This is a genomic window from Aminobacter sp. NyZ550 (assembly GCF_025628925.2).
Lineage (GTDB): Bacteria > Pseudomonadota > Alphaproteobacteria > Rhizobiales > Rhizobiaceae > Aminobacter > Aminobacter ciceronei.
The window spans coordinates 4,590,584-4,613,892 of the sequence record NZ_CP114190.1 but is presented as its reverse complement, the minus strand read 5'-3'; the positions used below and the strand labels follow the sequence as shown (position 1 = coordinate 4,613,892).

The following is a 23,309-nucleotide window of genomic DNA, read 5'->3' as shown; positions in this document are numbered from 1 at the left end:
TTTTCGAAACTGTCGCGTCGCGGTGTCGGCGGGTCAGCTTTTCTGCAGCGCGACGTGGACGCCAAGGCCGACGAGCACCGCACCGCCGGCGCGCTGCATCAGCCTTTGGGCGCGGCGCGACCGCTTGAGCCGGTCGGTCATCGCTCCGGCCAGCATGACGCCGACGACGTCGGCCAGGGTGAACATCGCATTGACCACGGTGCCCAGGATGAAGAACTGCAGCCAGAGTGGAAAGGCCGCCGAAGCGTCGATGAACTGCGGCAGGAAAGCCATGAAGAAGATCGCCGTCTTGGGGTTGAGCACCTCGACGGCGATGCTCTCGACGAAGGCGCGGCGGGCGGATTTCGGCGCGATGGCGGGCAGGTTGCCGTCACCCTCATTCCTGGCGCGGAACATGGCGATGCCGAGCCAGACGAGATAGGCGGCACCGGCAAGCTTGACGACCAAATAGGCCAGCGGCACGGCGTGGAACAGCACCGACAGGCCGGCGACGGCGGCAATGACGTGAACGTAGCCGCCGAGATGGATGCCGAGTGCCGCCATCAGCCCCGACCAGCGCCCGCGTGCCAGCGTCTGGGCTGCGGCATAGAGCATGGCCGGGCCCGGCATGAAGGCGAAGATCGCGGTGGTGGCGACAAAGGCGATCAACAGTTCGGCTGACGGCATGGCAGGCTCCCGTCGCACCAAAATGGCGCGACCCATGCCGGCAAATTCGCATAGGGCGCGATCGTTCGGTAGGCGAAACCCGTCTGCCAGCCCGGCCTATATTTGGTCCAGCGATCGCGAAGCGCTGTTATGCCGCACATTTGCCGGTTTTTGCTGGCTACGGCTTTCTTCACGAAGTCGTGAGAATCGTGGGCCTACACTTTCCGCGCTCACGCTCGTCCAGACGAGACCGAGTATTCACAATGTCATATTTTTCGCAGACGATCGTCGATTTTTGGCGGGCGCAGTTTCTCAACGGCGACATTCTCCACAGCGACGACAATTTTACTGTCGCCGCCGACCCTGATCTCGACGAGGACTGCCGGGTCATGGTGCTGGAGACGATCGATGGTCGGGCCATGGCGGTGGTGACGCCCGAGCTGGCGGCCAGGGCCGGCCTGCGCAAAAGGCAGGGCCTGTCCATCGCCGGCTTTCGCCACGCCCTTGATGGCGCGGGTGTGATGCTGCATGGCGCCGACCGCATCTATCATTTCACCGAGGCGGAGAAGAAGCGGCTGGCACTGGACGAGCCGGTTGTTGGGCCGAGGCGTCTGAGCGCCGAGGACGCGGCGCTGTTTTCAGGTTTCCAGGCGCAGGCGTCGGAGCAGGACCTCGATGGTGCCTCGGTCGAACTCGACCACTGGCTGGTGTTCGGTTCCTTCGAGCAGGACCGTCTTGTCTGTGCCGGCAGCATGTATCCCTGGATGAACGGTCGCGTCGCCGATCTCGGCGTGCTGACGCTCGAGCCCTACCGGGGCAAGGGCCACGCCCGCAAGGTGGTGCGTTCGATCAGCCGGCACGCCTGGGACCTGGGCTATGAGCCGCAGTACCGATGCCAGCTCGACAATGCGGCGTCGATCCTGCTCGCCGGCAAGGCCGGCCTCGAGCTGTTCGGCACCTGGGAGGTGGTTTCGCCCGATTCCGCCGTCTGATCCCGGCGGCGGTCCTCATCGTGGCCGGCTACAGCAAGTGGACGAGCCCGGCCTGTGTCGGCTCGAAGCCGCAGGCATCGAGATAGAAGCCGCGCAGATGCGGATCGAAATCGACGTGAAGCCATTCGCAGCCCGTGTTCCTGGCATTGTCGATCGCCAGCCGGACGAGGGTCGCGGCATGGCCGCGCCGGCGCAGCGGTGCGGCGACCATCGTGTCGAGCAGGAAGGCATGGAGGCCGCCGTCCCAGGCGACATTGACGAAGCCGGCGAGGCTGCCGGATTGCCGCATGCAGACCCAGCCGAGGCTGAACCTGTTGACCTGCGTCCACCAGTCGTCGTCGAAGAGCCGGTGCTCGAAACATGCGGCGTGCAAGGCGTTCAGCTCGGCATTGGCAAAGGCACCGCGCCATTCGAACAGCGGTTCGCTGCCGGTGGCGGGGTCAGCCACGCCAGTCCTCGGCGGCGAGCACCTGCTGGATGACCGACACCAACGTGTCGCGTGCGTCGCGCCGGGTCGCAAAACCGGCGACGGCAATGCCCTTTGCCGGTGCGTAATAGGCCGCAGTGCCCCAGAAGCCGAGATGCGAGTAGACCTCGGCACCGTCGACGGTGTCGACTGATATGCCGAGGCGATAGGTGGCGGCACCGTCGTGGCTGCCCTGGGAGAGCATTTCGCGCAGCGTGTCGGGGCTGTCGAAGACACGGCCTTCGAACAGCGCTGCAAAGAGGGTGGCGAGGTCGCGCACCGACATCACCAACCCGCCGCCGCCATAAAGATCCATCGAGGCGCTGATCCCGGTGGCATCGACATCGCCGAAAAACTGGCGCGCCCGCGGCTCGACGTGCACAGGCTGCGGCTCTGATATCTCCCACCAGCTCGTTGCAAGGCCGAGCCGCTCGAATCCCATCTCGCGCCGGACGGTTGCCGCAAGCGTCGTGCCCGAGATGCGCTCGATGATGTCGCCAAGCAGGATATAGCCGGTGTCGGAATAGCTGAAGCGCGTGCCCGGTTCGCTGAGCGGCGCCGAGAATTTGGCGCCGAGGCGAACCTGCTCTTCGCGCGTCCACAAATGCTGCGGCTCGCGCAGGACGGTGGCAAAGAATTCGGGGGCGTTGGTGTGGTCGACAAGGCCGCCGCTGTGGTTCAGCAGGTGGCGAAGGGTGATCCTGTCGGTGCGGTAGCCGGCGGCAGCGAGCAACGCGTTGAACAGCGGGTCGATCAACCGTGCGATCGGGCCGTCGAGATCGATCAGCCCGCGTTCCCAGAAGCGGAGGATGGTGGCGGCAACGAAGGTCTTTGTGTTGCTGGCGACCCGGAGCGGCGTGTCGAGCGACATCGGTCGGCCGGCTTGTTCGTCGGCCATGCCCGATGCCGTGGCCCAGGGCCGCTCAAGGCCCTGGCCGGTGGCGTAGAGTGCCAGCGGGATCCGCTGGTCACGGACAAGGTCGACAAGCGTTTCCCGGTTCATTCCATATTCCCAGTGGCGACGCGGCCGCATCATGATTCGCGGGTCAGTCTCTCCGGCGGTGCCGGCGAGGCATAGCGCCAGTTGGCGTAACAGCCTGGCCAGCCGTGTCGGCGGCGCGACGAACGTCTCTCCAGTCGGCCTGTATTCTTCGATGTGGGTTTGCTAATATGCTGTCGTTGCCAAGTTGTTCGTGGGGCGCAGGGCGCTTTATGACCGATACCGAATTGCTGGAAAGCCTCGCAAAGATTCGCAGTTACAGCGAAGCCCGTGGATTCGACTTTGCTCTCGACTGGGATCCGTCGATCCTGCTGTCGATACGCGAGGTCATCGGCTTCGTTGCTCTTTTTGGTCATCCAGGCAAAAGCTCATCGGTGCGCCTTGGCGCTTTCGAGCGATCGTCACTGGACGAGCGGACCAGAAACCTGGAGTGGCTGCTGCGCGAGGTGACTGGTCAAGAGACCGGTTCGGCGGCGGATGTGTCCGAATTGCAGCGGTTGCTGTGGGTCGCGGCAAGCAAGCTGCAGCACATCGACGACGGACTTCGCCAGTATCAGCCAGGCGCGGCAAAAGCCCTCGAGGTCCTCGTCGGGGCCGGTTATGTCGCAAGCATGCCAAAGCGTTTTCAGGATCTCCTCGATCGATCGCCCGATGTCGCCCCCGATTTCGGCGGCGACGGGGCAAATGACGGACAGCGCCCGGCCGAGGTCGCCGGTGCGGCTGAGCCGGAGCCCGTTCGAGAGCCTGTTCCGACAGCCGTCCTGGTGGATGAAGGTTACGGCAAGCGGTCACAGCTCTGGCCGCTGCTGTCGCTGTCGGCCGCCGTGATCCTGCTCGCCGCGATGATCCTGGCGCCCACCCTGGGCATTAACCTGCCCCGCTTGTTTGGCGCTGAGGCAGACATTCTTCATGGCGCGGTGGTCGTCGGGCTCTGCATCATCGGCGCCGCCGTGGTGGCGGTGCGGCTGCAGGGCCTGCTTGCCGACCGGCGGGCCATCGAGAGCACTGAGCGAAGTCTCGCCACCGCCAGGCTGGAGGCTGCGCGGATTTCGCGTGGTCTCGGGTATCGTGACGCAGCATCGGGTGCGCAACGGGAGGAGGCTGAAAGCGGCTACGCCTCTCCAGGCGGCTGACCTGCTGTCATGTCCCGCTTTGCCGGATTTCCCCAGGCAGAGTTGTTGAAGGAACGGGCCGCCAGGCGGGCGGAAGTATCAGCCATTTCGGTCGAACTCGACCAGCTCGAGGCCGAGCTGAAGGTCCGCAAGGCGGAACTGCGGTCGGCTGGCCTGTGGTTGGCCGCCGACGGCACCGTCTTCGTGATCGGGATCATCGCTTCGCCTGTCACCGGCGGCCTGTCGCTGGCCATCGCCGCCTATGAGCTGCTGCGCCTGGGAATGGGCGGACTGGACGCAGCACGAATCAGCGGTCCCGTGCGCGAGCTGCAAAGACGCATCCTCGGCTGCCTGCTGAAACTGGAGCAGGCGGGTAGGGAGATCGGCCAGATCGACCGGGAACTGGCGCGCAGGACGAAGTCCTGAGCGAAGGCTCGGCGAGGCGGGGCCGACGGTCTTCACTCCAGCGACGGCGAACTGCCGAGCGACAGCGCCAGCTTGCGCAGCAGCCGCGCGAGTTGCGCCTGCTCGTCCCAGCTCAGGCTTTCGAGCATCAGCGTTTCCACCGCCATGTCGGCCTCGAAGGCCTCGCGGGCACGGGCAAGACCTTCCTCGGTCAATTCGACCGGCAGGCTGCGGCCGTCGCCATCGGACGCGACCTGCCTGATCAGGCCCGCCTTGACCAGCTTGACGATGCGGTTGGTGGCGCCGCCCGACGAGATCATCATCGACTTGTAGAGCTCGGTCGGACGCAGCCGGTAGGGCGGGCCCGAGCGCAGCAGCGTGAACAGCACGTCGGCCTCGCCGGTGTCGAGCCCGTAGGAGGCGAAGATCGCCTCGATCTTGGGCCGGGCGGCAAGCGTGATCCAGCGGGCGCGGCCGAGGATCGCCATGCCGCGCGTGTCGAGATGCGGCAGTTCCCTGGCCCATTGCGCCCGGCGGGCATCGATGCCGTCCTGCAGGCCGTCGCCGGCCAGTTCCCCAATATTCTCGTCGAGATGTCTTGACACTAAGATAATTCCATATTTATCTTAGTGCTAAGATATCTCGGAGATGACCATGACGCAACAGGAAGTTCTTCGTTTGCCGGTGTCCTATGCCGCGCGCTCGCCGCTGATCCTGCTGGCCTTGTGCGGCCTGGTCTTCGCCACCCGCATCATGATCTCCAAGGCGGCGCTGAATGCCGGCATGCAGCCATTCCAGCTGGCGCTGGTCGCCAATGTCGGCGCCGGCATGGTGCTGCTGCCGCTGCTCGCCGCTTCCGGGCAGGGCATTCCGCGCCAGCGCAGCCACATCCTGCTCTATCTGGTGCTCGGCATCATCAGCTTCACCGTGCCGACGGTGCTCGGCTACTACATCGTCGACCGGGTCGGGCCGGCCTACACCTCGACGGTCTATTCGCTGTCGCCGCTGCTGACGATGAGCTTTGCCGCCGGCCTCGGCATCGAGCGCATGTATTTCAGGCGTTTCGCCGGCATCCTGATCGGCCTCGCCGGCATGGCGGCCCTGGTGCAGCAGCAACTGGCCGAGATCGACTTCTCGCAGACTGTCTGGGTGCTGCTCGGCATCATCGTTCCGGCCTGTGCCGCCGCCGGCAACATCATCCGCACGGCGTACTGGCCCAAGAGCTCGTCGGCGCTCGCCTTTTCCTGCGGCATCCTGTTGAGCTCGAGCCTGATGGTGGCGCTGGTGGCGCCGTTCTTCGAGGCGCCGTCGAGCTGGGTCTTTTTCGACCGCGACATCCTGTTCTGGATCGGTTGCATGGTCGCGACGTCAGCCTCGTCCTATCTGCTCAACTTCCGCCTGCAGGAGATCGGCGGGCCGGTGTTCTTCAGCCAGCTCGGCTATTGGGGCACCGGCTTCGGTGTGGTGCTGGCGGCCATGCTGTTCAACGACGTGCTGACTGTGCTGTCGGTCGCAGGTCTGGCGGCGATCATCGCCGGCGGCGTGCTGGCCAACCGCAAGCGCGCCTGATCAATCAAACTTCAACGAGGAGAACGACATGTCCTTCCAGGCCTATCTCGACACCATCAAGACCAAGACCGGCAAGGGACCGGAGGAATTGGCCGCACTCGCCGACGGCAAGGGATTTTCCGACGCCGGCAAGCTGAAGGCTGGCGTGAAGGCCGGGCAGATCGTCGAATGGCTGGGCTCCGAGTTCGGCCTCGGCCACGGCCATTCGATGGCGGTCTATGCGCTGCTCAGCGGCAAGAGGAAGCCCGGCGACAAGTAGCTGTCGCCGTCTGCTGGACACTCGTCTGGCTGCGAGATCAGGCATCCGGGCGCAGGCGAAACCTGCGCCCGGCCCGCACTATCCCTTTTTGTTCAGCTGCTCGACGCTTTCCTTCGTGTTGGCGATGATGTGCTCGAGCTTTTCGTGCATGGCACGCCCGGCCTGTTCGGCCTTCGCCACCACGTCGGAGCCGTCGACTCGGACATGCTGGCCAGATTTCACGACCAGGACGCCGTCAACGATGACGGTGTCGACGTTGCGCGCGCCTCCCGAGAAGACCAGGGAGAAATACGGATCGATCACCGGCGCGATGTTGAGGTCGGTCTTTCGGACCAGAATGATGTCGGCCTTCTTTCCCGGCGTCAGCGAGCCGATCTCCCGATCGAGGCCGAGGGCCCTGGCGCCTCCGAGCGTAGCGATTTCAAGGATCCGTTTCGGCTCAAGCGTCCGGTCGACGTCGGCACGCTGCTTGTGGGACCATTGCAGTGCCCGCATGACGGTGAAGAAGTCGGCGGTGGCCATGGCGCTCGACGCGTCGACGGACAGGCTGAGGCTCGCGCCCAACTGCTCGAGCTCGGCGAACTGGATGTAGCCATTCCTGACCGTCGAGTAGGGGATTTCGATCGCTGGCGACATCGAGAACTGCACGTTCTTGGCGACGAGCGTGTTGCGCTCTGCTTCGGTCAGTCCCTGGGTATGGATGAAGAGGATATGGGGGCCGAGCAAGTCGTGCTTGTCCATGAAGGCGACCAGCCCGTGGGCGGTATTGCCGTAGTGGAGCGAAACTGGCAATCCGAGCTCTTTTGCAAACCGTGCTTCTGCGACGAACTTGTCGTCGTCGCCGCCGCTTTTCAGGATGTCCGGGGCGGGCGTCTGGAGGTTGACGCCGACCGTGATGAGGGGGTGTCCCGTGGCCCACTGCTTGCGCACCGCTTCGACGCCGGTGGTGTCGAGGCGTTCCCCGCGGCCCGGCGTTCCATAGGAGTATCGTGTGCGGACTCCGAGATCGATCGAGGCGCGTATCTCGGCGTTGGCGTGCTCGACCGAGCGGGTGTTGTGGCTGAAGTTGTTGATACAGGTGGTGCCGGAGAGAAGCGCTTCCAGAAGCCCGAACCTCGCCGAGGCGGACGCGTCGTCCGGCGTGCACAGCGGGGCTGCCCTATTGGTCGTCGGGAAGTAACCCCGGACAGGATCGTCGCCTCTTATCGAACCGCGCAGGAAGGCGTTCCAGAGATGGGAATGTGTGTCGATGAAGCCAGGCATGACGATCATGTCGGTGGCATCGACTGCCTCGATCCCCGCAACACTCAGTTTCTCGCCGACCGCAACGATCCGGCCGTCCTTGACGTGGACCTCGCCGCTGGCGAAATCGCCGACGTCCCCATCCATGGACAGGATGTGACCGGCGCGAATGACGAACTCGTTGCCCAATGCCGGATTTCCGGCTGCAGCGCCCTGGGTCTGCGCACTGCTGCCGACCGGCGCGGCAGCAGCGGCGCCCATGACCAGCGTTGCCTTCAGAAAGCCGCGACGGCCGATCTTCGATGCAGGTGCTCCGCTATACGTGGAACCGGAATGGCTCATAAAGTTCCTCCCAATCAGCAATCAAATTATTTTGAGCTTAAATTTTTTAAGTCTAAAATAACCTAACGTCAATGCGGGTATCCCTGCACTATGGAGAGGCTTGTGAGGTGGCCGAACAGGCTCGCGGCAGGCTGCGGGCTGCCATGCCAGCCCTCTCATGTCGTCGCCGGCTCGGCCAGCACCGCGGCAATGAAGCCGCGCAGCGCGTCGGCGACGAAATCCTCGACACGCCCCTGCGGGTCGAAACCCCACCACAAAAGCGAGCCTTGCCATTGCGAGGCCATGAGCAGGCCGATCCCTTGGGGTGCTGCGGCAACCCTGGCGAAACGCTCGTCGAGTGCCGCCGACAGCGCAGCCTTCCAGGCAGCGCCGCGCGCCCTGAGCACCGGATCGCGCAGATCCTCGCGCAGCACCAGAAGACCTTCGGCATAGGTTTCGATGCCGCCATAATCCGACAGGCCGACAAGCAGGGCGATCGCACCCTCAGGCGTTTTCGGCATCGCGGCGGCAAGTGCTGCCGTCTTGGCGTCGAGCCCGTCCCAGGCGTGCAGAAGTGTTGCCTGCTTGAGCCTGGCCTTGGTCCCGAAGCGTTGCACCAGCGTTGCCGGCGACAGGCCGCAGGCGCGCCCCAGGCTTTCGAAGGTGAGCGCATCGGGGCCGTGCTCATGCAGCAGCCGCGAGGCAGCGATCAGAACCTCTTCGTCGGACAGGGTTTTGCGGCGGGGCATCTTGACCTTTATTTATAAACGAATATTCATTTATATATCGCTTCGAAGCCGATGACCAGCCTCCGAAAGAAACACTCTCGGGAGAGATCGATGACACTGCAAGGAAAAGTAGCGCTTGTTGCCGGCGCCAGCCGCGGCGCGGGCAGGGGCATTGCCATGGAACTGGGCGCGGCCGGCGCCACCGTCTACGTCACCGGGCGGACGACGCGCGACCGCCAGTCCGAATACCAGCGGCCGGAGACGATCGAGGAAACCGCCGAGGCCATCGACGCGCTTGGCGGCAAGGGCATCGCTGTGCGCGTCGACCATCTCGTTTCCGACGAGGTCCGCGACCTCGTTGCCCGCATCCGCAAGGACGAGGGCCGGCTCGACATACTGGTCAACGACATCTGGGGCGGCGAAAAGCTGTTCGAGTGGAACAAGCCGGTGTGGGACCACGATCTCGACAATGGCCTGCGCATGCTCAGGCTGTCCATCGACACCCATCTGATCACTGCCCATCACGCGCTGCCGCTGATGATCGAGAAGCCGGGCGGCCTGCTTGTCGAGGTCACCGACGGCACGGCCGAATACAATGCGGTGAACTACCGCCTGTCGCCCTTCTACGACCTGTGCAAGTCGGCGGTGCTGCGCATGGCCTGGGCGCATGCCAGGGATCTCGCGCCGCATGGCGCGACCGCGGTGGCGATCACGCCCGGCTGGCTGCGCTCGGAAATGATGCTCGAGCATTTCGGCGTCACCGAAGCCAACTGGCGCGACGCGCTTGAAAATGTTCCGCATTTCGCCATTTCCGAGACGCCGCGCTTCGTCGGCCGCGCCGTGGCGGCCCTGGCGGCCGACCCCGATGTGGCGCGCTGGAACGGCCAGTCGCTGTCCAGCGGCGGCCTGGCGCAGGTCTATGGTTTCACCGATCTCGACGGTTCCCGTCCGAATGCCTGGCCCTATGTCGTCGAGGTGCAGGATGCCGGCAAGCCGGCCGATACGACGGGCTATCGCTGAACGCGACGACGCGTCTGCAGCCGGGTCTGCGCCAGTCCCCGAGATGCCGATGGCATGGCGGAGATCGGCCGGCGGCGTTTTTCATCGCCTCGCCTGTTGGAGGGCCACGCTTCCGCGGCTGGTGAGCGGGTAGGCCAGGAATTTTCGCACGGGGCCGGCCTTGACCATATCCCCTCCGGGGGGATAGCAATTAGGCATGACGGAACATGCTCACCAACACGCCTCCCATCCCGACACCATCAAGCGGCTGAAACGGGCGGAGGGCCATCTGCGCGGCATCATCGCCATGATCGAGGCGGGCCGGCCGTGCCTCGACATCGCCCAGCAGCTCCATGCCGTGGAAAAAGCCGTCGGCCAGGCCAAGCGCACTTTGATTCAGGATCATCTCGACCATTGCCTGGAGGACGCGGTCGGAAGCCTGCCGCGCGCGCAGCGCCAGTCGATCGACGCGTTCAAGGAAATCACCAAGTATCTTTAGGCCACGCCGGCCGTTCTGCGGCCGCGCCCGATGCCGAAGAACTGACTGGCCCTTGGGCCGCCTGATACCGCCAGAGCCCGACCATGCTTCAGATCCTGTCCAACCGAACCTACCGGCACCTGTTTGCCGCACAGCTGATTGCGCTGCTCGGCACCGGCCTCGCCACCGTGGCGCTCGGGCTTTTGGCCTATGAGCTGGCCGGACCCGATGCGGGTGTCGTTCTCGGCACCGCGCTGGCGATCAAGATGATCGCCTTCGTCCTCGTCGCACCCGTTGCCGCAGCCTTCGCCGAGCGGCTGCCCAGGCGTTCGATGCTTGTCTGCCTCGATCTTGTGCGCGCGGCGGTGGTGCTGCTTCTGCCCTTCGTCACCGAGGTCTGGCAGGTCTATGTGCTGATCTTCGTGCTGCAGTCGGCCTCCGCCGGCTTCACCCCGGCATTCCAGGCGACCATCCCCGACGTGTTGCCCGAGGAGAAGGACTATACGCGAGCGCTGTCCCTGACCCGGCTTGCCTATGATCTGGAGAGCCTCGTCAGCCCCATACTGGCTGCGGCACTGCTGACGGTGGTCAGCTTCCACGAGCTGTTTGCCGGCACGGTCATCGGTTTCCTCGCCTCCGCAGCACTTGTCGTCTCGGTGACGCTGCCGAGCCCGAAACCGTCTGTGCCGCGCGGCATCTATGAGCGCACCACCAGGGGCCTGAAGATCTATCTGGCGACGCCGCGGCTGCAGGGCCTGCTGGCGGTGAGCATGGCGGTGGCGGCGTCGGGCGCGATGGTGATCGTCAACACCGTCGTCATCGTGCAGGGCGAGTATGGCCTGACGCAGAAGGCGACCGCAGTGGCGCTCGCCGCCTATGGCGCCGGCTCGATGACGGCGGCGCTGATGCTGCCCAGAATCCTCGACAAGGTGCCGGACCGCTCGATCATGCTGGCGGGCATTTCCCTTTTGGCTGTCGGGCTTGTTTCCGGCACGCTGGTGCAGGGTTTTGCCGCGCTCTTGCCGCTGTGGTTCCTGCTCGGCCTCGGCTATTCGATGGCGCAGACGCCGGCGGGCCGGCTGCTCCGGCGCTCGTCGCACGCCGAGGACAGGCCGGCGCTGTTTGCCGCGCAGTTCGCGCTGTCGCATGCCTGCTGGCTCATCACCTATCCGCTGGCCGGCTGGCTCGGCGTCTCGGTCGGCCTGCCCATGACCTTCGTCATCATGGCCGGCATCACGGCTGCTGCGGTCGCCACTGCCCTGGCGCTGTGGCCGTCATCGGACCCCGAAATCGTCGACCATCACCATCACGATCTTTCCGACGACGACCCGCACTGGGCCGAGGGCGGACACCGCTTCGGCCACCGCCATGCCCATGGTTTCGTCATCGATACGCTGCACCAGCAATGGCCGCGCCATGGCTGACAAGGCCACGGCCGACGTGACATTGCAGATCTGACACGGCTGTCGCATCAAGCGCTCGTGCCGCAGTGACTTTGCGGCGGCACTGTGGCATGGCGCTGACATGAAGGGGATGCGGCTCATCTTGCGGGACAGGCTGTCGGCTGGCGTCATCGCCGGCATGATCGCCTTCATGCTGCTGTTCCAGGCGCTGCTTTCGGGCGCTGCTTCCGGCGCCATGGCCGCGTCCGCCGCCGACCCGCTCGGCGTCATCTGCACCATGGACGGCATGGGCCCGGCCGGCGGCGACACCAGGCCCGCCCGCAGCCCGGCCGACTGTCCCTGCGGCACGCTCTGCCAGCTTGCGGTTGCGACGACGCCCGGCCTGCCGGGCGAGCAGCTTGCCTTCATTCTCGAACGGCCCGAAGCCTCCGGCACTGTCGTTGCCGAACCTGGGCAGCCTGCGCCCCAGGGCCAACGCGGCCTGATCGCCGAGGCGAGGGCGCCTCCGTCTGTCTCCGTCTGACGTCGAACCCTGCGGGCCGATAGGCCCGTGCTTCCACGCTATGGAGACAACAATGTCCGATATGACCCTCGGACGGGAGAACGCCGTCGCGCGCTCCGCGTCCAACCTTTACCGCGCCGTCTGGCGCTGGCACTTCTATGCCGGGCTGATGGTGCTGCCCTTCATGATCACGCTCGCCGTCACTGGCGCGCTCTATCTGTTCAAGGACGAGATCGACACGTCAGTCTACTCCGACCTCAAGCGCGTGACCGTCGCGCAGACCAAGGTCACGCCCGAGGTCATGGTCGACGCAGCCCTTGCCAACTATCCCGGCACGGCGGTGAAATATCTCGACCCGGCAACGCCTGGGAGTTCGGCCGAAATCACTGTCGCATCAGCCGATTTCGGCAAGCTCGCCGTCTATGTGAACCCTTATGACGGGTCGGTGCTGGGCGCCTTGCCCGATCGCGGCACCATCATGTGGACCATCCGCTACCTGCACAGCCTGAAATATTTCGGCGACGGCGCACGCATGGTGATCGAACTTGCCGGCGGCTGGTCGATCCTGCTTGTCGGCACCGGCATCTATCTGTGGTGGCCGCGCGGCAAGAAGGGCGGCGTCGTTTCGGTGCGCGGCAAGCCCAGGAACCGCATGTTCTGGCGCGACCTGCATGCGGTGACCGGCCTGTTCGCAGGCGTCTTCATCGTCTTCCTGGCGATAACAGGCATGCCCTGGTCGGGTGTCTGGGGCGAAAAGGTCAATGAATGGGCCAATGGCAGCAATTTTGGCTACCCCTCGGGCGTGCGCGTCGACGTGCCGATGTCGGGCGAACATCTCGACCATGTCGCCAAGACGTCGTGGTCGCTGGAGCAGGCCAGGCTGCCGGAATCGTCTGCTGCCGCGGGCACGCCGATCGGGCTGAACAAGGCTGTCGAGACCTTCGACAGGCTGGGGCTGCATCGCGGCTATACGGTGGCGATCCCAGGAAAGCCGGCCGGCGTCTACACCGGCTCGGTCTATCCGGATGCTGCCAGCCAGCAGCGGGTGATCCATCTCGACCAGTATAGCGGCGAGCCGCTGATCGATATGGGCTTTGCCGATTACGGCCTCGGCGGCAAATGGATGGAGTGGGGCATCTCGGTGCATATGGGCCAGGAGTTCGGGCTGGTCACCCAGCTCGTGCTGCTCGCCGCCTGCCTTGGCATCGTGCTGCTTGCGGTGTCTGCCGGGGTGATGTGGTGGAAGCGCCGTCCGTCCGGCTCGCTCGGCGTGCCGCCGCTGCCTGAGGACACGAGAGTGTTCCGCGGTCTGATCGCCATCCTTGCCTTGGGCGGCATCGCCTTTCCGCTCGTCGGCATCTCGCTTTTGGTGATGCTCGTGCTCGACTGGGCCGGAACGCGGGTGATGCGACCACGCTTCGCCTGACATGCTTTGCCTGGCAGGGGGGCGGCCGCCGCTTGATCGGCGGCGGCCGCCTTGGCGCAGCTCAGTCGTCGGGCTAAGCTCACGCGCCGGCGTCATCGGCCGGGAGCAAGCGAGGACCAACATGCGGAGAGCATTTCTGGCAGCACTGCTGACGCTGACCATCGCCACGCCTGTGATGGCGACCTCAGGGCCGGGCTGCCTTGTGGTGGTCAATGTCGCTGGCAATGATGCGCTCAACATGCGGGCGCGGCCCTCGGCCAATGCCCGCATCGTCGACGTGCTGCCGCCTGAGACGCACGGCATCATCCATCTCGACGCCGCCTGCCGGCCGGCGAGCGCCCCTTGGGCGAGCCGCTGGTGCCCGGTCACCCATTACAATGGCGACCGCACCACCAAGGGCTGGGTCAAGGCGCGTTTTGTCCGCGACAGCGACTGCCCGTAAGGCTCGAACGGCTTTCGCCAGCAAGCTGGACCAACCGGCTTTGCTTGACCCGTGGCCTGTCCTGGGGCACTGACGCCGTCCCGAAAAAGCCCTCGATCCAGGACTGGCCCAAGACCGGGATCGGTCCAAGGTCAAGGCTGGGCCAAGACAAGAACAGGCAAGACAATGACAACCGGCAAGCATGGCGGCCATGCAGGCATCGCCTTTGCGCTCATCGTGACAAGCACCGTGCTCGGCATCGCCGGCACCGACCTCGTGCTGCCGGCCGTGCCTGGCTTGCCCGAGGTGCTGGGCGGCACCTATGCCCAGGCGCAATTCGTGCTGGCGGCCTTCGTCACCGGCGCTGCAGTTGGCCTGCTGGCCTTCGGCACGCTCGGCGCGCGTTATGACCAGCGCCGCTTGCTGGTCGGCTCGCTTGTCGCCTATGGCCTGGTCTCGGCGCTGGCCGGCTTCAGCACCTCGCTCGACATGCTGATCGGCCTGCGCTTCCTGCAAGGGGCGGCGGGATCGGCCGCGGCGGTGTTCGCACCGGGCATGATCCGCGCGCTCTATGGCGACGAGCGCGCCATAGGCAAGCTCGGCCTGCTCGGAAGCATCGAATCGCTGACCCCTGCCTTGGCGCCGGTAGCCGGTGTCTGGCTGTTGTCGGTCGCCGGCTGGAATGCCTCGTTCGAGGTCATCGCCGCACTCGCGCTGCTGCTTGCCGCGGCCGTCGCCACGCTTGGGCGGCACCTGCCCGCTGTCGTCAGCGGCCGCCGCAGCGGCGGCTATGCCCATCTGCTGCGCAACGCCACCTTCCTGCGCTATGCGGTGAGCCATGCCTTCACGCTCGGCGCGCTGCTGGTCATCGTCTTTGCCGCACCGACGGTGTTCGTCGCGGCCCTTGGCGCAGGGCTCAGCGATTTCATCGCCATGCAGCTGACCGGTATCGCCACCTTCATCGTTGCCGCCAATGCCACCGGCAGGCTGACGGCGCGTTTCGGCGCCGAACGGATGATCTGGTTCGGCACTGCACTTTCCGCCCTCGGCGGCGTGGCGATGCTCGCCTATGCGCTGATCGGCGGGGCGAGCACGCTGGTGGTGACCGCACTGTTCGTGCCGTTCAACTTCGGCCTCGGCTTCCGTGGTCCGCCCGGCTTCCACCGCGCGGTGGTTGCCGCGCATGGTGACGATGCCCGCGGCGCAGCCCTCGTGGTTGTCGCCATCCTCGGCACGACGGCGGCCGGCACGGCAGTCGTCGCGCCCTTCATCACGCTTGGCCTGTTGCCGCTGGCGCTCGCCGCAGCGGCACTGGTGTTGGGCGCGTTGCTGCTGCTGGCACTGATCCCGCCGCTGCCCGAGCGCTGAGCCGCCGGGCCTGGTTCCGGCCAACCGTCTTGGCCAGCCATAGTTCTTGATTTCGTCGCCCAACCGGCTGATGGTCCGGCCATGGAGTGGCGCGACGAAGGAATCATCCTCGGCACCCGCAGGCATGGCGAAACCTCCGCCGTGCTGGAGGTGATGACGCGCGCCCATGGCCGGCATCTCGGCCTGGTGCGCGGCGGCCGCTCGCGCAAGCAGCAGCCGGTGCTGCAGGCCGGCAACCGCGTCGAGCTGATCTGGCGCGCCCGCCTCGACGAACATCTCGGCACCTTCCAGGCCGAGCCGATCGAGCTCAATGCAGCCAGGCTGATCGACAGCGCGGTTGCCGTCTATGCGCTGCAGACACTCGCCGCCCATCTCCGGCTGCTGCCCGAGCGCGACCCGCATGCCGGCCTCTACGAGACGCTGGCGATCCTGATCGAACATCTGAACGATGCCGACGCCGTCGGCGAACTCGTGGTGCGCTTCGAGCTGCTGGTGCTCGACGAGCTCGGCTTCGGCCTCGATCTCACCGAATGCGCCGCCACCGGCGCGCTCGAGGAGCTGACCTATGTCTCGCCGAAGTCGGGCCGCGCCGTGTCGCGCGCCGCCGGTGAGCCATGGCGCGACAAGTTGCTGCCGCTGCCACATTTCCTGCAGCGCGGGGCGAGGCAGGGCGCCGACCTCAAGGCCATCGAGGATGCCTTCCGGCTGTCGAGCTTCTTCTTTGCCCGCCATGTCTACGAGCCGCGCGGCATAGAGCCGCCGGATGCGCGCGGCGGGCTTCTGACGGCGCTGCGGAAATTCCACGCCGCCCGAGCCATCTCGCCCGGCGCGATTTCCCATGGAGACACTGCCGCATGAGCGAAGTCGAACTGTTCCCCGGCCTGGTGTCTCCGCTTGGCCTGGGCACGATCCCGCATGAGGACGTGCATCTCCATTCCGGCACCGAGCTTTTGCAGCGCGTCGTCGACGGGCTCTACCCCGCGCCGCCGATCGCGGCTGCGATGAATTTCGGCCTGACCGAGGTCGAAACGGGCCGCGCGGTGTTTCGTGGCCTGCCCGGCGACCGCCATCTCAACCCGCTCGGCACGGTGCATGGCGGCTGGGCCGCGACCTTGCTCGATTCGGCGCTGGGCTGCGCCGTGCACAGCACGCTGGACAAGGGCGAGGCCTACACGACTGTCGAGTTCAAGGTGAACCTGACCCGGCCGATCACGCCGAAAACCGGTGAAGTGGTCTGCGAGGGCAGGGTGATCCACAAGGGCCGCACGCTTGCCGTGTCGGAAGCGACGCTGAAGGACAAGGACGGCAAGCTGCTCGCCTTCGGCACCGAAACATGTTCGATCTTTCCGGTCGCCAATCTGGCGGCGCGGTAAGCCGGCCAATCTGAGGGGGAACGGCCATGCTTGAGAGCCTGTTGGGCGTCATCGCCATCGTGGCGCTGTTCATCATCATTTCGAAGCAGCAGAGTCGGCTCGGCCTGCTCGAGCGCGAGTTGGGTGCGCTGCGCTCGCTGGTGCTGTCGGGCGCCGCACCGGCGCCTGTCGCCAAGCCGGCGGAGGTCAAGCCGGTGGAGGTCAGTCCGGCGGAGGTCGCGGCCGAGACGGTGAGCGAGGTGCCCGAAGCGCCGGCAGCGGCTGAACAGCCCGCCGCAGCGGCGCCGGCAACGATACCGGAGACAGCCCCTGCCGAAGAGCTTCCCGTGGCGGCGAATGTCGAGGCGGATGCGGCAGCTTCCGGGCCGTGGGCGGCCGCTCGCGCCGCGCCGGCACAGGCAGCCGCGCGTACTGCGCCCGACATCGAAACAACGCTCGGCACCCGCTGGGCGGTGTGGGTCGGCGGCCTGGCGCTGGCCTTCGGCGCCGTGTTCCTGATCAAGGTTTCCATCGAATCCGGCATCTTCGGTCCCGGCCTGCGCTTGAGCATGGCAGCACTGCTCGGACTGGTGCTTGTCGGCGGCGGCGAATTCATCCGCCGCACCGGCTACCGCGTGCCGATCCAGAATGGCTCCAATGCCTATATCCCTGCGATCCTGACGGCGGCGGGCGCCTTCACCCTGTTCGGCACCATCTATGCCGCGCATGGCATTTACGGCTTCATCGGTGCCGGCCCGGCCTTCGTTCTTCTGGGCATCGTCGGCGTCGCGACGATTGCCGCGGCCCTTGCCCACGGCCAGGCGCTGGCCGGGCTCGGCCTTCTCGGCTCGATGGTGACGCCGGTGCTGGTGGCGTCTACGGCGCCGAGCTACTGGGCGCTGTTCGGCTATCTCGCCATCGTCCTGGTGGCGACATCAGCCGTTGCCCGCATCCGCCGCTGGTCGCTTTTGATGGGCGCTGCCTTCATCGGCACCGGCCTGTGGACGCTGCTCTATCTTGCCGACGCCCCGCTGGCGAGCTTCGCCGTCGTGCTGTTCATCAGCGCGGTGACGCTGGGCGCGCTTGCGTTTGTGTGGCTCGGCCGCGACGAGGAGCCATCGGCACTCGACTGGCCGTCCATGGTGCCGGCCTTTTTCGTCGCCGTGACCGCCGTCGTGCTGTTCATCCACCCGACCTATGCCTCGCTGGGCGGACCGCTGCGCGGCACCATCCTTCTGGTCGGCATGCTGGCGGTGGCGCTGTATCGCCCGCAAGCTTTGTCCTTGCTGTTTGCCGCAGGCATCGCCGCAGTGCTGGTCTATCTGCGCAATGCGCTGGGCGGCACCTTCGACCTCGACCTGCCGATCGGCGCGCTGACCGTCGAGGGGCTGCCGATCGAGGTCGCCGGCTCGTCGCTGACGCCGATCGGCTGGCTGCTCGGGCTGGTCTTTGCAGCGGCCGGCCTGTGGAACGCACGGCGCGAGGTCGTAGCAGCGCCTTGGCGTGCGGCGTCCTGGGCCGGCTGGGGCGTTGCCGTGCCGCTGGCGGTGCTGTTCTCGCTCTGGCTCGCTTATGGCAATCCCGACCGCGATCTCCTGCGCGCGCTTCTGGCCGTTGCCATGGTTGCCGCCTTCGTTGCCGGCGGCGAATGGATCGCCCGCAGCGAGCAGCCGCCGCTGGCCGGCGGGCATGCCGTGTCCTTCGCCCTTGGCGGGGCAGGGGTGGCGCTGCTGCTCGCCCTGCATATGGGTTTCGGCTCGGGCTGGACGACGGCGCTGCTGGGCGCTGCCGCCGCACTGCCGGCGCTGGCGACCAGGGAGCGCTCCTATCCGGTGCTCGGCTGGCTGAGCGTGGCTGCGGCCGTTGCAGTGCTGGCGCGCATCGCCTTCGACCCGACCATCGTCGGCGCCGACGTGCTGGGCACGACGCCTGTGTTCAACTGGATCCTGCCGGGCTATGGCATCCCGGCGGCAGCCTTCGGTTTTGCCGCCTGGCAGCTGGCGCGCACAACCAATGGCCGGCCGCGGCTGGTGATGGAGGCGGTGGCGGCATTGTTTGCGCTTTTGACGCTGGCGATGCTGGGGCGTCACGCGATGAATGGCGGCGTCATCACCTCCGACGTGCCGACGCTGGCCGAACAGGCGATCTACACGCTGATCGCGCTTGGCGGTGGCGCGATGCTGGTGGCGCTCGACATGCGCTCGCCGAGCCCGGTGCTGCGCTACGGCTCGCTCGGCATCGGCGTCGTATCGGTGCTGTCGATCGTCGGCCAGCACTTCCTGGTGCTCAATCCGCTGTTCACCAACGAAAACACCGGCACCATCGTCTTCTTCAACCTTCTGTTCCTCGCCTATCTGCTGCCGGCGGCGGCCGCCGCCGGCCTCGCGCTCTATGCCCGCAACAAGCGGCCGCACTGGTATTCGGCGATGCTGGCGCTGGTCGCAGCCCTGCTGGTCTTTGCCTATGCCACGCTGTCGGTCCGGCGCCTGTTCCAGGGCGAGCATATCGGCATGTGGGCCGGGCTCGGCCAGGTCGAGACCTACAGCTATTCGGCGCTGTGGCTGGTCATGGGCGTCGGTCTGCTTGTCGCCGGGGTGACGCTGAAGTCGCAGGTCCTGCGCATCGCCTCGGCAGCGCTGATCTCGATCGCGGTGGCCAAGGTCTTTTTGTTCGACATGTCCGAGTTGGAGGGCGTGCTGCGGGCGCTGTCCTTCATCGGCCTGGGCGGCGTGTTGATCGGCATCGGCCTGTTCTACCAGCGCCTGCTGACGCGGGCAGCGCGCTGACATGTGCTGGATGAGGTCGGCGTGTCAGCGCCGGCCTCACTTCCAGCGAGCCAATCTTCACGACGCGTTGCCTTCAGCTGCGGTTCGGTTGATCCCGGGCCGCCGCCTGTCCGCGCGTGTCAGCCTAAGAAAGGCTTAATGAAGATTACCGAAAGGTTACCGCTAAATAGTTGATTTTATTATATTCGATGCAATGTTGCTGCAATGCAGAAGGCCGAGGTTACGCTCGCAACCAATGATATGGTGCACGGGACTTGGCCGGCGGGATCTCCCCCCGTTGCCGCTGCGTCGAGGCCCCGTCAACGGGCTGCGAGGCTTTGCTTCGCAGCCCCACGCAAATGTCGGAGCAAGATCTATCATGTCCACGCGAAATCTGTTTTTCGTCGTATTCGCGGGCCTCGCGCCTTTCGTCATGCCTGCAATGGCCGCTGATATCGCCCAGAACTATGAGGCGCCGCAGGACTTTTCCAACCAGGCCTATGACTGGTCGGGCACTTATGCCGGCGTCCATCTCGGCTCGGCCTCCTCGGGCTTCCCGAACCCGTTTGCCGACAAGAGCGGCTGGCAGCTCGGCGGCCAGGTCGGGACCAACTTCCAGTCCGGCTCGATGGTCTATGGCGCCGAGCTCGAAGGCAGCTACTCCAAGGGTTCGAAATACAATCTCGGCGGCGGCGCCGAATTGCAGCGCACCTGGAACGGTGCGGCCAAGGTCCGCGCCGGCGTCGCCCTCGACCGCACGCTGGTGTACGGCACGGCCGGCTACTCGATGGCCAAGTTCAAGGGCAAGGGCAACGTCATATCAGACGACAAATGGGAAGGCGGCTACCTCGTCGGCGGCGGTATCGAACAGGCCTTCGACGGCGGCCTCAGGGCGCGTGTCGAGTACAACTACGTCAACTATGGCGACGTCAACGCGATGGTCAAGGGCGGCGGAAAACGCAGCGAAGACCTCGCCAGCCACAGCGTCAAGCTCGGCCTGAACTACGGCTTCTGATCAGCACTTTCCGGGCGCTCACGTCGCCCGGGAGGAGATTGCCCGTCAAGGTGCTGGCCAGCGTCCCGGTCCTCCAGGGGGACGCGAGCCGCGCCGGCGACGGTGTCCCAGCGCATCGAAGGCAGGTCCAGCTCCCGATCGGCCTGTTTTCGATGATCGGGCAATGCCCGGAAAGGATGTCTCATGTCCGTGTCACGGATCCTGGCCTGCGCGATTGCCGCAAGCCTGCTCACAAGCTTGCCGACGCAGGCCGGCGGCAGCCTGCCCACAAGCCTGCCGGCGCAGGCCGGCGGCAGCTTCACCGGCAGCGCGCCGGTGCTGCTGGTCGGCGGCGGCTATTGGGACGACGATGACGACATCGACTGCGACTGGCCGCGTGACCGCTACGAGCGCCGCCAATGCGAGCGCTGGCGCGACAGGCAGGATCGTCGCGACCGCCACAAGCGCGACAAGGACACCGAAGCCGCCATCGGCCTTGGCATCCTCGGCCTGGCCGTCGGCGCCATCGTCGCCGGATCGGTGGCCGAGCAGAATTCCCGGGATCGCCAGCGCGACCAGTGGAGCGGCCCGTGCCACCGGCGCTACGGCTACGACCGCCGCAGCAACACCTTCATCGGCGAGGGCGGCCGGCGCTTCTACTGTCGGTAAGGGCCGGCAGTCGCGTGGTGACCTTGAATGAATATGCAAAATGGGATATCTGAATATCTTCAAGGAATATTCAGATGCCGCTCTACATCAGAGACAATGAAGTCGATGCCCTGGCTGCCGAGCTGCAGGCGGTCTCGGGTGCCGTAAGCAAGACTGAGGCGGTGCGCACAGCACTTCTGCATGAACTTGCGCGCAACCGCGCCAAGGTGCCGCTGCGCGACCGGTTGGCCAAATTGCAGGCCAGGGCTGCCGGCATCGGCCTGCCCAACAGCGATTTCGACATGAAGAAATTCAGCGACGAGATGTGGGACGGCGAATGATGTTCGTCGATGCGTCGGTCATCGTCGCCATACTGAACCAGGAAGCCGGCTGGGAAGAGCTGGTCAAGCGGCTGGGCGACCTGCCCAGCGCCTTTCATGTTTCGCCACTTGTTCGCTTCGAGGCGGTGATGGCCTTGGCTCGCGCTGCCGCCGAGCCTACGGGACGGAAGCCGACGCCCGACCTCGTCGAGCGGGCGCGTGAACTGGTCGATGACTTCATTGTCGAGATCGGGGCGCTGGACATGGCGATCTCAAGCGATGTCGGTTCGCTCGCCATCGATGCCGGCATGCGCTACGGCAAGGCGGTAGGCCATCCGGCCGACCTCAATTTCGGCGACTGTTTTGCCTATGCCTGCGCCATCTCGCTCGGTGCCGGACTGCTCTACAAGGGCAACAACTTTTCCAGGACCGATCTGGCCTGACCGATCTTGCCTAGCCAAGTTGGCCTGACGCGGGTCGCCAGGCCGGCAGGCAGATCACTCCGCCGGGGCCAGCACCGCCGGCCGGGCGACCGGGCGTTCCTTGATCGGCCAGTGCACGGCGGCGGCAAAGAGGCCAAGGATCACACCGAGCCACCAGACCGGGTTGTAGGACCCGAAATGGTCGTAGAGATAGCCGCCGAGCCAGACGCCGAGGAACGAGCCGATCTGGTGCGAGAAGAAGACGATGCCGCCGAGCATGCCGAGATGGCGGGTGCCGAACATGATGGCGACAAGGCCGTTTGTCGGCGGCACCGTCGACAGCCACAACAGGCCCATGATGATGGCGAAGACGACGACTGATGTCGGCGTCTGCGGCAGCAGCAGGAAGGCGGTCACCAGCGCCGAGCGGGCGAGATAGATCCAGGCGAGGAAATGCGGCTTGGAGTATTTCTGGCCGATGACGCCGGAGGCGAGCGAGCCGATGACGTTGAAGAAGCCGATCAGCGCCAGCGCGATCACGGCATAACGCGCATCGATGCCGATGTCCCTGATATAGGCCGGGAAGTGGGCGGTGATGAAGGCGACCTGGAAACCGCAGACGAAGAAGCCGGAGACCAGAAGGAGATAGCTCTTGTGGCCGAAGGCCTCCGACAGCGCCTGACCGAGCGTCTGTTCGATCTCGGCCTGCGAGACCTTGCCGGAGCGCGAATTGCCGACAAGCGGGATCGCCAGCACCGGGATCACCAGCATGGCGAGCGACATGTAGACCAGCGTGTCGGACCAGCCATAGGCGTCGATCAGGCCCTGGCTGATCGGGGCGAAGATGAACATGCCGGCGGAACCGGCGGCGGTGCCGATGCCGAACACGATCGAACGGTTCCGCGGGTTGGTGTTGCGGGCGAAGGCGGCCAGCACGATGCTGAACGAGCCGGCTGCAACACCGAGGCCGACGAGCACGCCGCCGCCGAGATGCAGCATGCCGGCGCTGTCGGCATGCGCCATCAGATAGAGGCCGAGCGCATAAAGCACGGCACCCAGCGTCAGCACGCGCCAGCTGCCGAAACGGTCGGCGATGGCGCCGAAGATCGGCTGGCCGAGGCCCCAGCACAGGTTCTGGATCGCCATGGCGAGGCCGAAGGTGGTGCGGTCCCAGCCCTTTTCGGCAAGCATCGGCAGCTGGAAGAAGCCCATCGCCGAGCGCGGGCCAAAGGTCAGCGCTGCGATCAGGCAGCCACAAATGATGATGAGCCAGGGTATTTTCGACCCCGACCTGGTGTTCACCGCCGCTGCCGTCATCGTCAAGTCTCCCGTGAGTGGAGTGTTTTTACCCGATCCGCCGCGATGTTCAAAATCAATTGAACTAGGGAAATGGTTCAAGATTTCTGATGTGTCGGGAAGAGAATGGCGCAGCCATTCGTTAGTTGTGCGCTTGGGTGGCCGGGGTGGCGAAA

26 protein-coding genes are annotated in these 23,309 nt (G+C 65.7%); 19 read left to right on the top strand and 7 right to left on the bottom strand.

The features are described from left to right. Positions 1–33: 33 nt before the first annotated feature. The gene (locus N7E70_RS22975; RefSeq protein ID WP_263007749.1) at positions 34–666 is read right to left on the bottom strand and encodes a LysE family translocator; all 633 of its coding nucleotides are present in this window, start codon (positions 664–666) and stop codon (positions 34–36) included. Positions 667–908: 242 nt separating this feature from the next. Here N7E70_RS22975 and N7E70_RS22970 point away from each other — a divergent pair, with 242 nt between their 5' ends. Beyond that, entirely contained in the window at positions 909–1,637 is a 729-nt protein-coding gene (locus N7E70_RS22970) for a GNAT family N-acetyltransferase (protein ID WP_263007748.1), read from the top strand. 28 nt (positions 1,638–1,665) lie between these two features. Here the strand turns inward: N7E70_RS22970 and N7E70_RS22965 are convergent, their stop codons facing one another. After that, positions 1,666–2,085: a GNAT family N-acetyltransferase gene (locus N7E70_RS22965; protein ID WP_263007747.1), complete on the bottom strand. Its 420-nt coding sequence runs from the start codon at positions 2,083–2,085 to the stop codon at positions 1,666–1,668. Continuing rightward, a complete protein-coding gene (locus tag N7E70_RS22960) occupies positions 2,078–3,106 on the bottom strand; it encodes a serine hydrolase domain-containing protein (protein WP_154385030.1) in 1,029 nt (342 codons plus the stop codon). The genes N7E70_RS22965 and N7E70_RS22960 overlap by 8 nt, the downstream gene beginning before the upstream one ends. Before the next feature lie 209 nt (positions 3,107–3,315). Between N7E70_RS22960 and N7E70_RS22955 the strand changes: the two genes are divergently transcribed. Continuing rightward, entirely contained in the window at positions 3,316–4,236 is a 921-nt protein-coding gene (locus N7E70_RS22955; RefSeq protein WP_154385031.1) for a hypothetical protein, read from the top strand. 9 nt (positions 4,237–4,245) lie between these two features. Beyond that, positions 4,246–4,641, top strand: coding sequence for a hypothetical protein (locus tag N7E70_RS22950; RefSeq protein WP_154385032.1), 396 nt, complete (start codon positions 4,246–4,248; stop codon positions 4,639–4,641). Between the two features lie 32 nt (positions 4,642–4,673). On the opposite strand, the gene N7E70_RS22945 is transcribed toward N7E70_RS22950, so the two are convergent. Beyond that, positions 4,674–5,225 carry a MarR family transcriptional regulator gene (locus N7E70_RS22945; protein WP_182574383.1) on the bottom strand — a complete coding sequence of 184 codons (552 nt, stop codon included), beginning with the start codon at positions 5,223–5,225 and terminating at the stop codon, positions 4,674–4,676. 49 nt (positions 5,226–5,274) lie between these two features. Here N7E70_RS22945 and N7E70_RS22940 point away from each other — a divergent pair, with 49 nt between their 5' ends. Then, complete coding sequence (locus N7E70_RS22940) at positions 5,275–6,189, top strand: DMT family transporter (RefSeq protein ID WP_263007739.1); 915 nt, start codon at positions 5,275–5,277, stop codon at positions 6,187–6,189. A 28-nt stretch (positions 6,190–6,217) separates the two neighbouring features. Next, positions 6,218–6,448: a DUF4287 domain-containing protein gene (locus N7E70_RS22935; protein WP_154385033.1), complete on the top strand. Its 231-nt coding sequence runs from the start codon at positions 6,218–6,220 to the stop codon at positions 6,446–6,448. Positions 6,449–6,526: 78 nt separating this feature from the next. On the opposite strand, the gene N7E70_RS22930 is transcribed toward N7E70_RS22935, so the two are convergent. Continuing rightward, complete coding sequence (locus N7E70_RS22930; protein WP_263007738.1) at positions 6,527–8,032, bottom strand: amidohydrolase family protein; 1,506 nt, start codon at positions 8,030–8,032, stop codon at positions 6,527–6,529. A gap of 155 nt (positions 8,033–8,187) precedes the next feature. After that, a complete protein-coding gene (locus tag N7E70_RS22925; protein ID WP_263007737.1) occupies positions 8,188–8,760 on the bottom strand; it encodes a TetR/AcrR family transcriptional regulator in 573 nt (190 codons plus the stop codon). 90 nt (positions 8,761–8,850) lie between these two features. On the opposite strand from N7E70_RS22925, the gene N7E70_RS22920 reads away from it, so the two are divergent. The 14 genes from N7E70_RS22920 to N7E70_RS22855 all read left to right on the top strand — a co-directional run bounded on the left by N7E70_RS22920 (position 8,851) and on the right by N7E70_RS22855 (position 21,858). Then, positions 8,851–9,759 carry an SDR family oxidoreductase gene (locus tag N7E70_RS22920; protein ID WP_263007736.1) on the top strand — a complete coding sequence of 303 codons (909 nt, stop codon included), beginning with the start codon at positions 8,851–8,853 and terminating at the stop codon, positions 9,757–9,759. 196 nt (positions 9,760–9,955) lie between these two features. After that, the gene (locus tag N7E70_RS22915; protein ID WP_263007735.1) at positions 9,956–10,237 is read left to right on the top strand and encodes a metal-sensing transcriptional repressor; all 282 of its coding nucleotides are present in this window, start codon (positions 9,956–9,958) and stop codon (positions 10,235–10,237) included. 83 nt (positions 10,238–10,320) lie between these two features. Next, on the top strand, positions 10,321–11,640 hold the full coding sequence (locus tag N7E70_RS22910; RefSeq protein WP_263007734.1) for an MFS transporter: 1,320 nt from the start codon (positions 10,321–10,323) through the stop codon (positions 11,638–11,640). 121 nt (positions 11,641–11,761) lie between these two features. Then, positions 11,762–12,142 carry a DUF2946 family protein gene (locus N7E70_RS22905; RefSeq protein ID WP_269441417.1) on the top strand — a complete coding sequence of 127 codons (381 nt, stop codon included), beginning with the start codon at positions 11,762–11,764 and terminating at the stop codon, positions 12,140–12,142. 52 nt (positions 12,143–12,194) lie between these two features. Next, complete coding sequence (locus tag N7E70_RS22900) at positions 12,195–13,547, top strand: PepSY-associated TM helix domain-containing protein (protein WP_263007732.1); 1,353 nt, start codon at positions 12,195–12,197, stop codon at positions 13,545–13,547. 121 nt (positions 13,548–13,668) lie between these two features. Beyond that, complete coding sequence (locus tag N7E70_RS22895; RefSeq protein ID WP_154385042.1) at positions 13,669–13,989, top strand: SH3 domain-containing protein; 321 nt, start codon at positions 13,669–13,671, stop codon at positions 13,987–13,989. A 165-nt stretch (positions 13,990–14,154) separates the two neighbouring features. After that, a complete protein-coding gene (locus tag N7E70_RS22890) occupies positions 14,155–15,336 on the top strand; it encodes an MFS transporter (protein ID WP_067964187.1) in 1,182 nt (393 codons plus the stop codon). 81 nt (positions 15,337–15,417) lie between these two features. Further along, positions 15,418–16,194 carry a DNA repair protein RecO gene (gene recO / locus N7E70_RS22885; RefSeq protein ID WP_192317756.1) on the top strand — a complete coding sequence of 259 codons (777 nt, stop codon included), beginning with the start codon at positions 15,418–15,420 and terminating at the stop codon, positions 16,192–16,194. After that, entirely contained in the window at positions 16,191–16,709 is a 519-nt protein-coding gene (locus tag N7E70_RS22880) for a PaaI family thioesterase (protein ID WP_067964183.1), read from the top strand. The genes recO and N7E70_RS22880 overlap by 4 nt, the downstream gene beginning before the upstream one ends. 26 nt (positions 16,710–16,735) lie before the next feature. Continuing rightward, positions 16,736–19,474 carry a DUF2339 domain-containing protein gene (locus tag N7E70_RS22875; RefSeq protein WP_263007731.1) on the top strand — a complete coding sequence of 913 codons (2,739 nt, stop codon included), beginning with the start codon at positions 16,736–16,738 and terminating at the stop codon, positions 19,472–19,474. A gap of 358 nt (positions 19,475–19,832) precedes the next feature. Next, entirely contained in the window at positions 19,833–20,468 is a 636-nt protein-coding gene (locus N7E70_RS22870; RefSeq protein WP_263007730.1) for an outer membrane protein, read from the top strand. Positions 20,469–20,651: 183 nt separating this feature from the next. After that, positions 20,652–21,116, top strand: a complete 465-nt coding sequence (locus N7E70_RS22865; protein ID WP_263007729.1) for a hypothetical protein — start codon at positions 20,652–20,654, stop codon at positions 21,114–21,116. Positions 21,117–21,190: 74 nt separating this feature from the next. Further along, on the top strand, positions 21,191–21,436 hold the full coding sequence (locus N7E70_RS22860; RefSeq protein ID WP_154385048.1) for a type II toxin-antitoxin system VapB family antitoxin: 246 nt from the start codon (positions 21,191–21,193) through the stop codon (positions 21,434–21,436). Continuing rightward, on the top strand, positions 21,433–21,858 hold the full coding sequence (locus N7E70_RS22855) for a type II toxin-antitoxin system VapC family toxin (RefSeq protein WP_263007728.1): 426 nt from the start codon (positions 21,433–21,435) through the stop codon (positions 21,856–21,858). Before N7E70_RS22860 ends, N7E70_RS22855 begins: the two co-directional genes overlap by 4 nt. Positions 21,859–21,912: 54 nt before the next feature. Here the strand turns inward: N7E70_RS22855 and N7E70_RS22850 are convergent, their stop codons facing one another. Beyond that, on the bottom strand, positions 21,913–23,154 hold the full coding sequence (locus N7E70_RS22850) for an MFS transporter (protein ID WP_371818588.1): 1,242 nt from the start codon (positions 23,152–23,154) through the stop codon (positions 21,913–21,915). Positions 23,155–23,309: the final 155 nt, after the last annotated feature.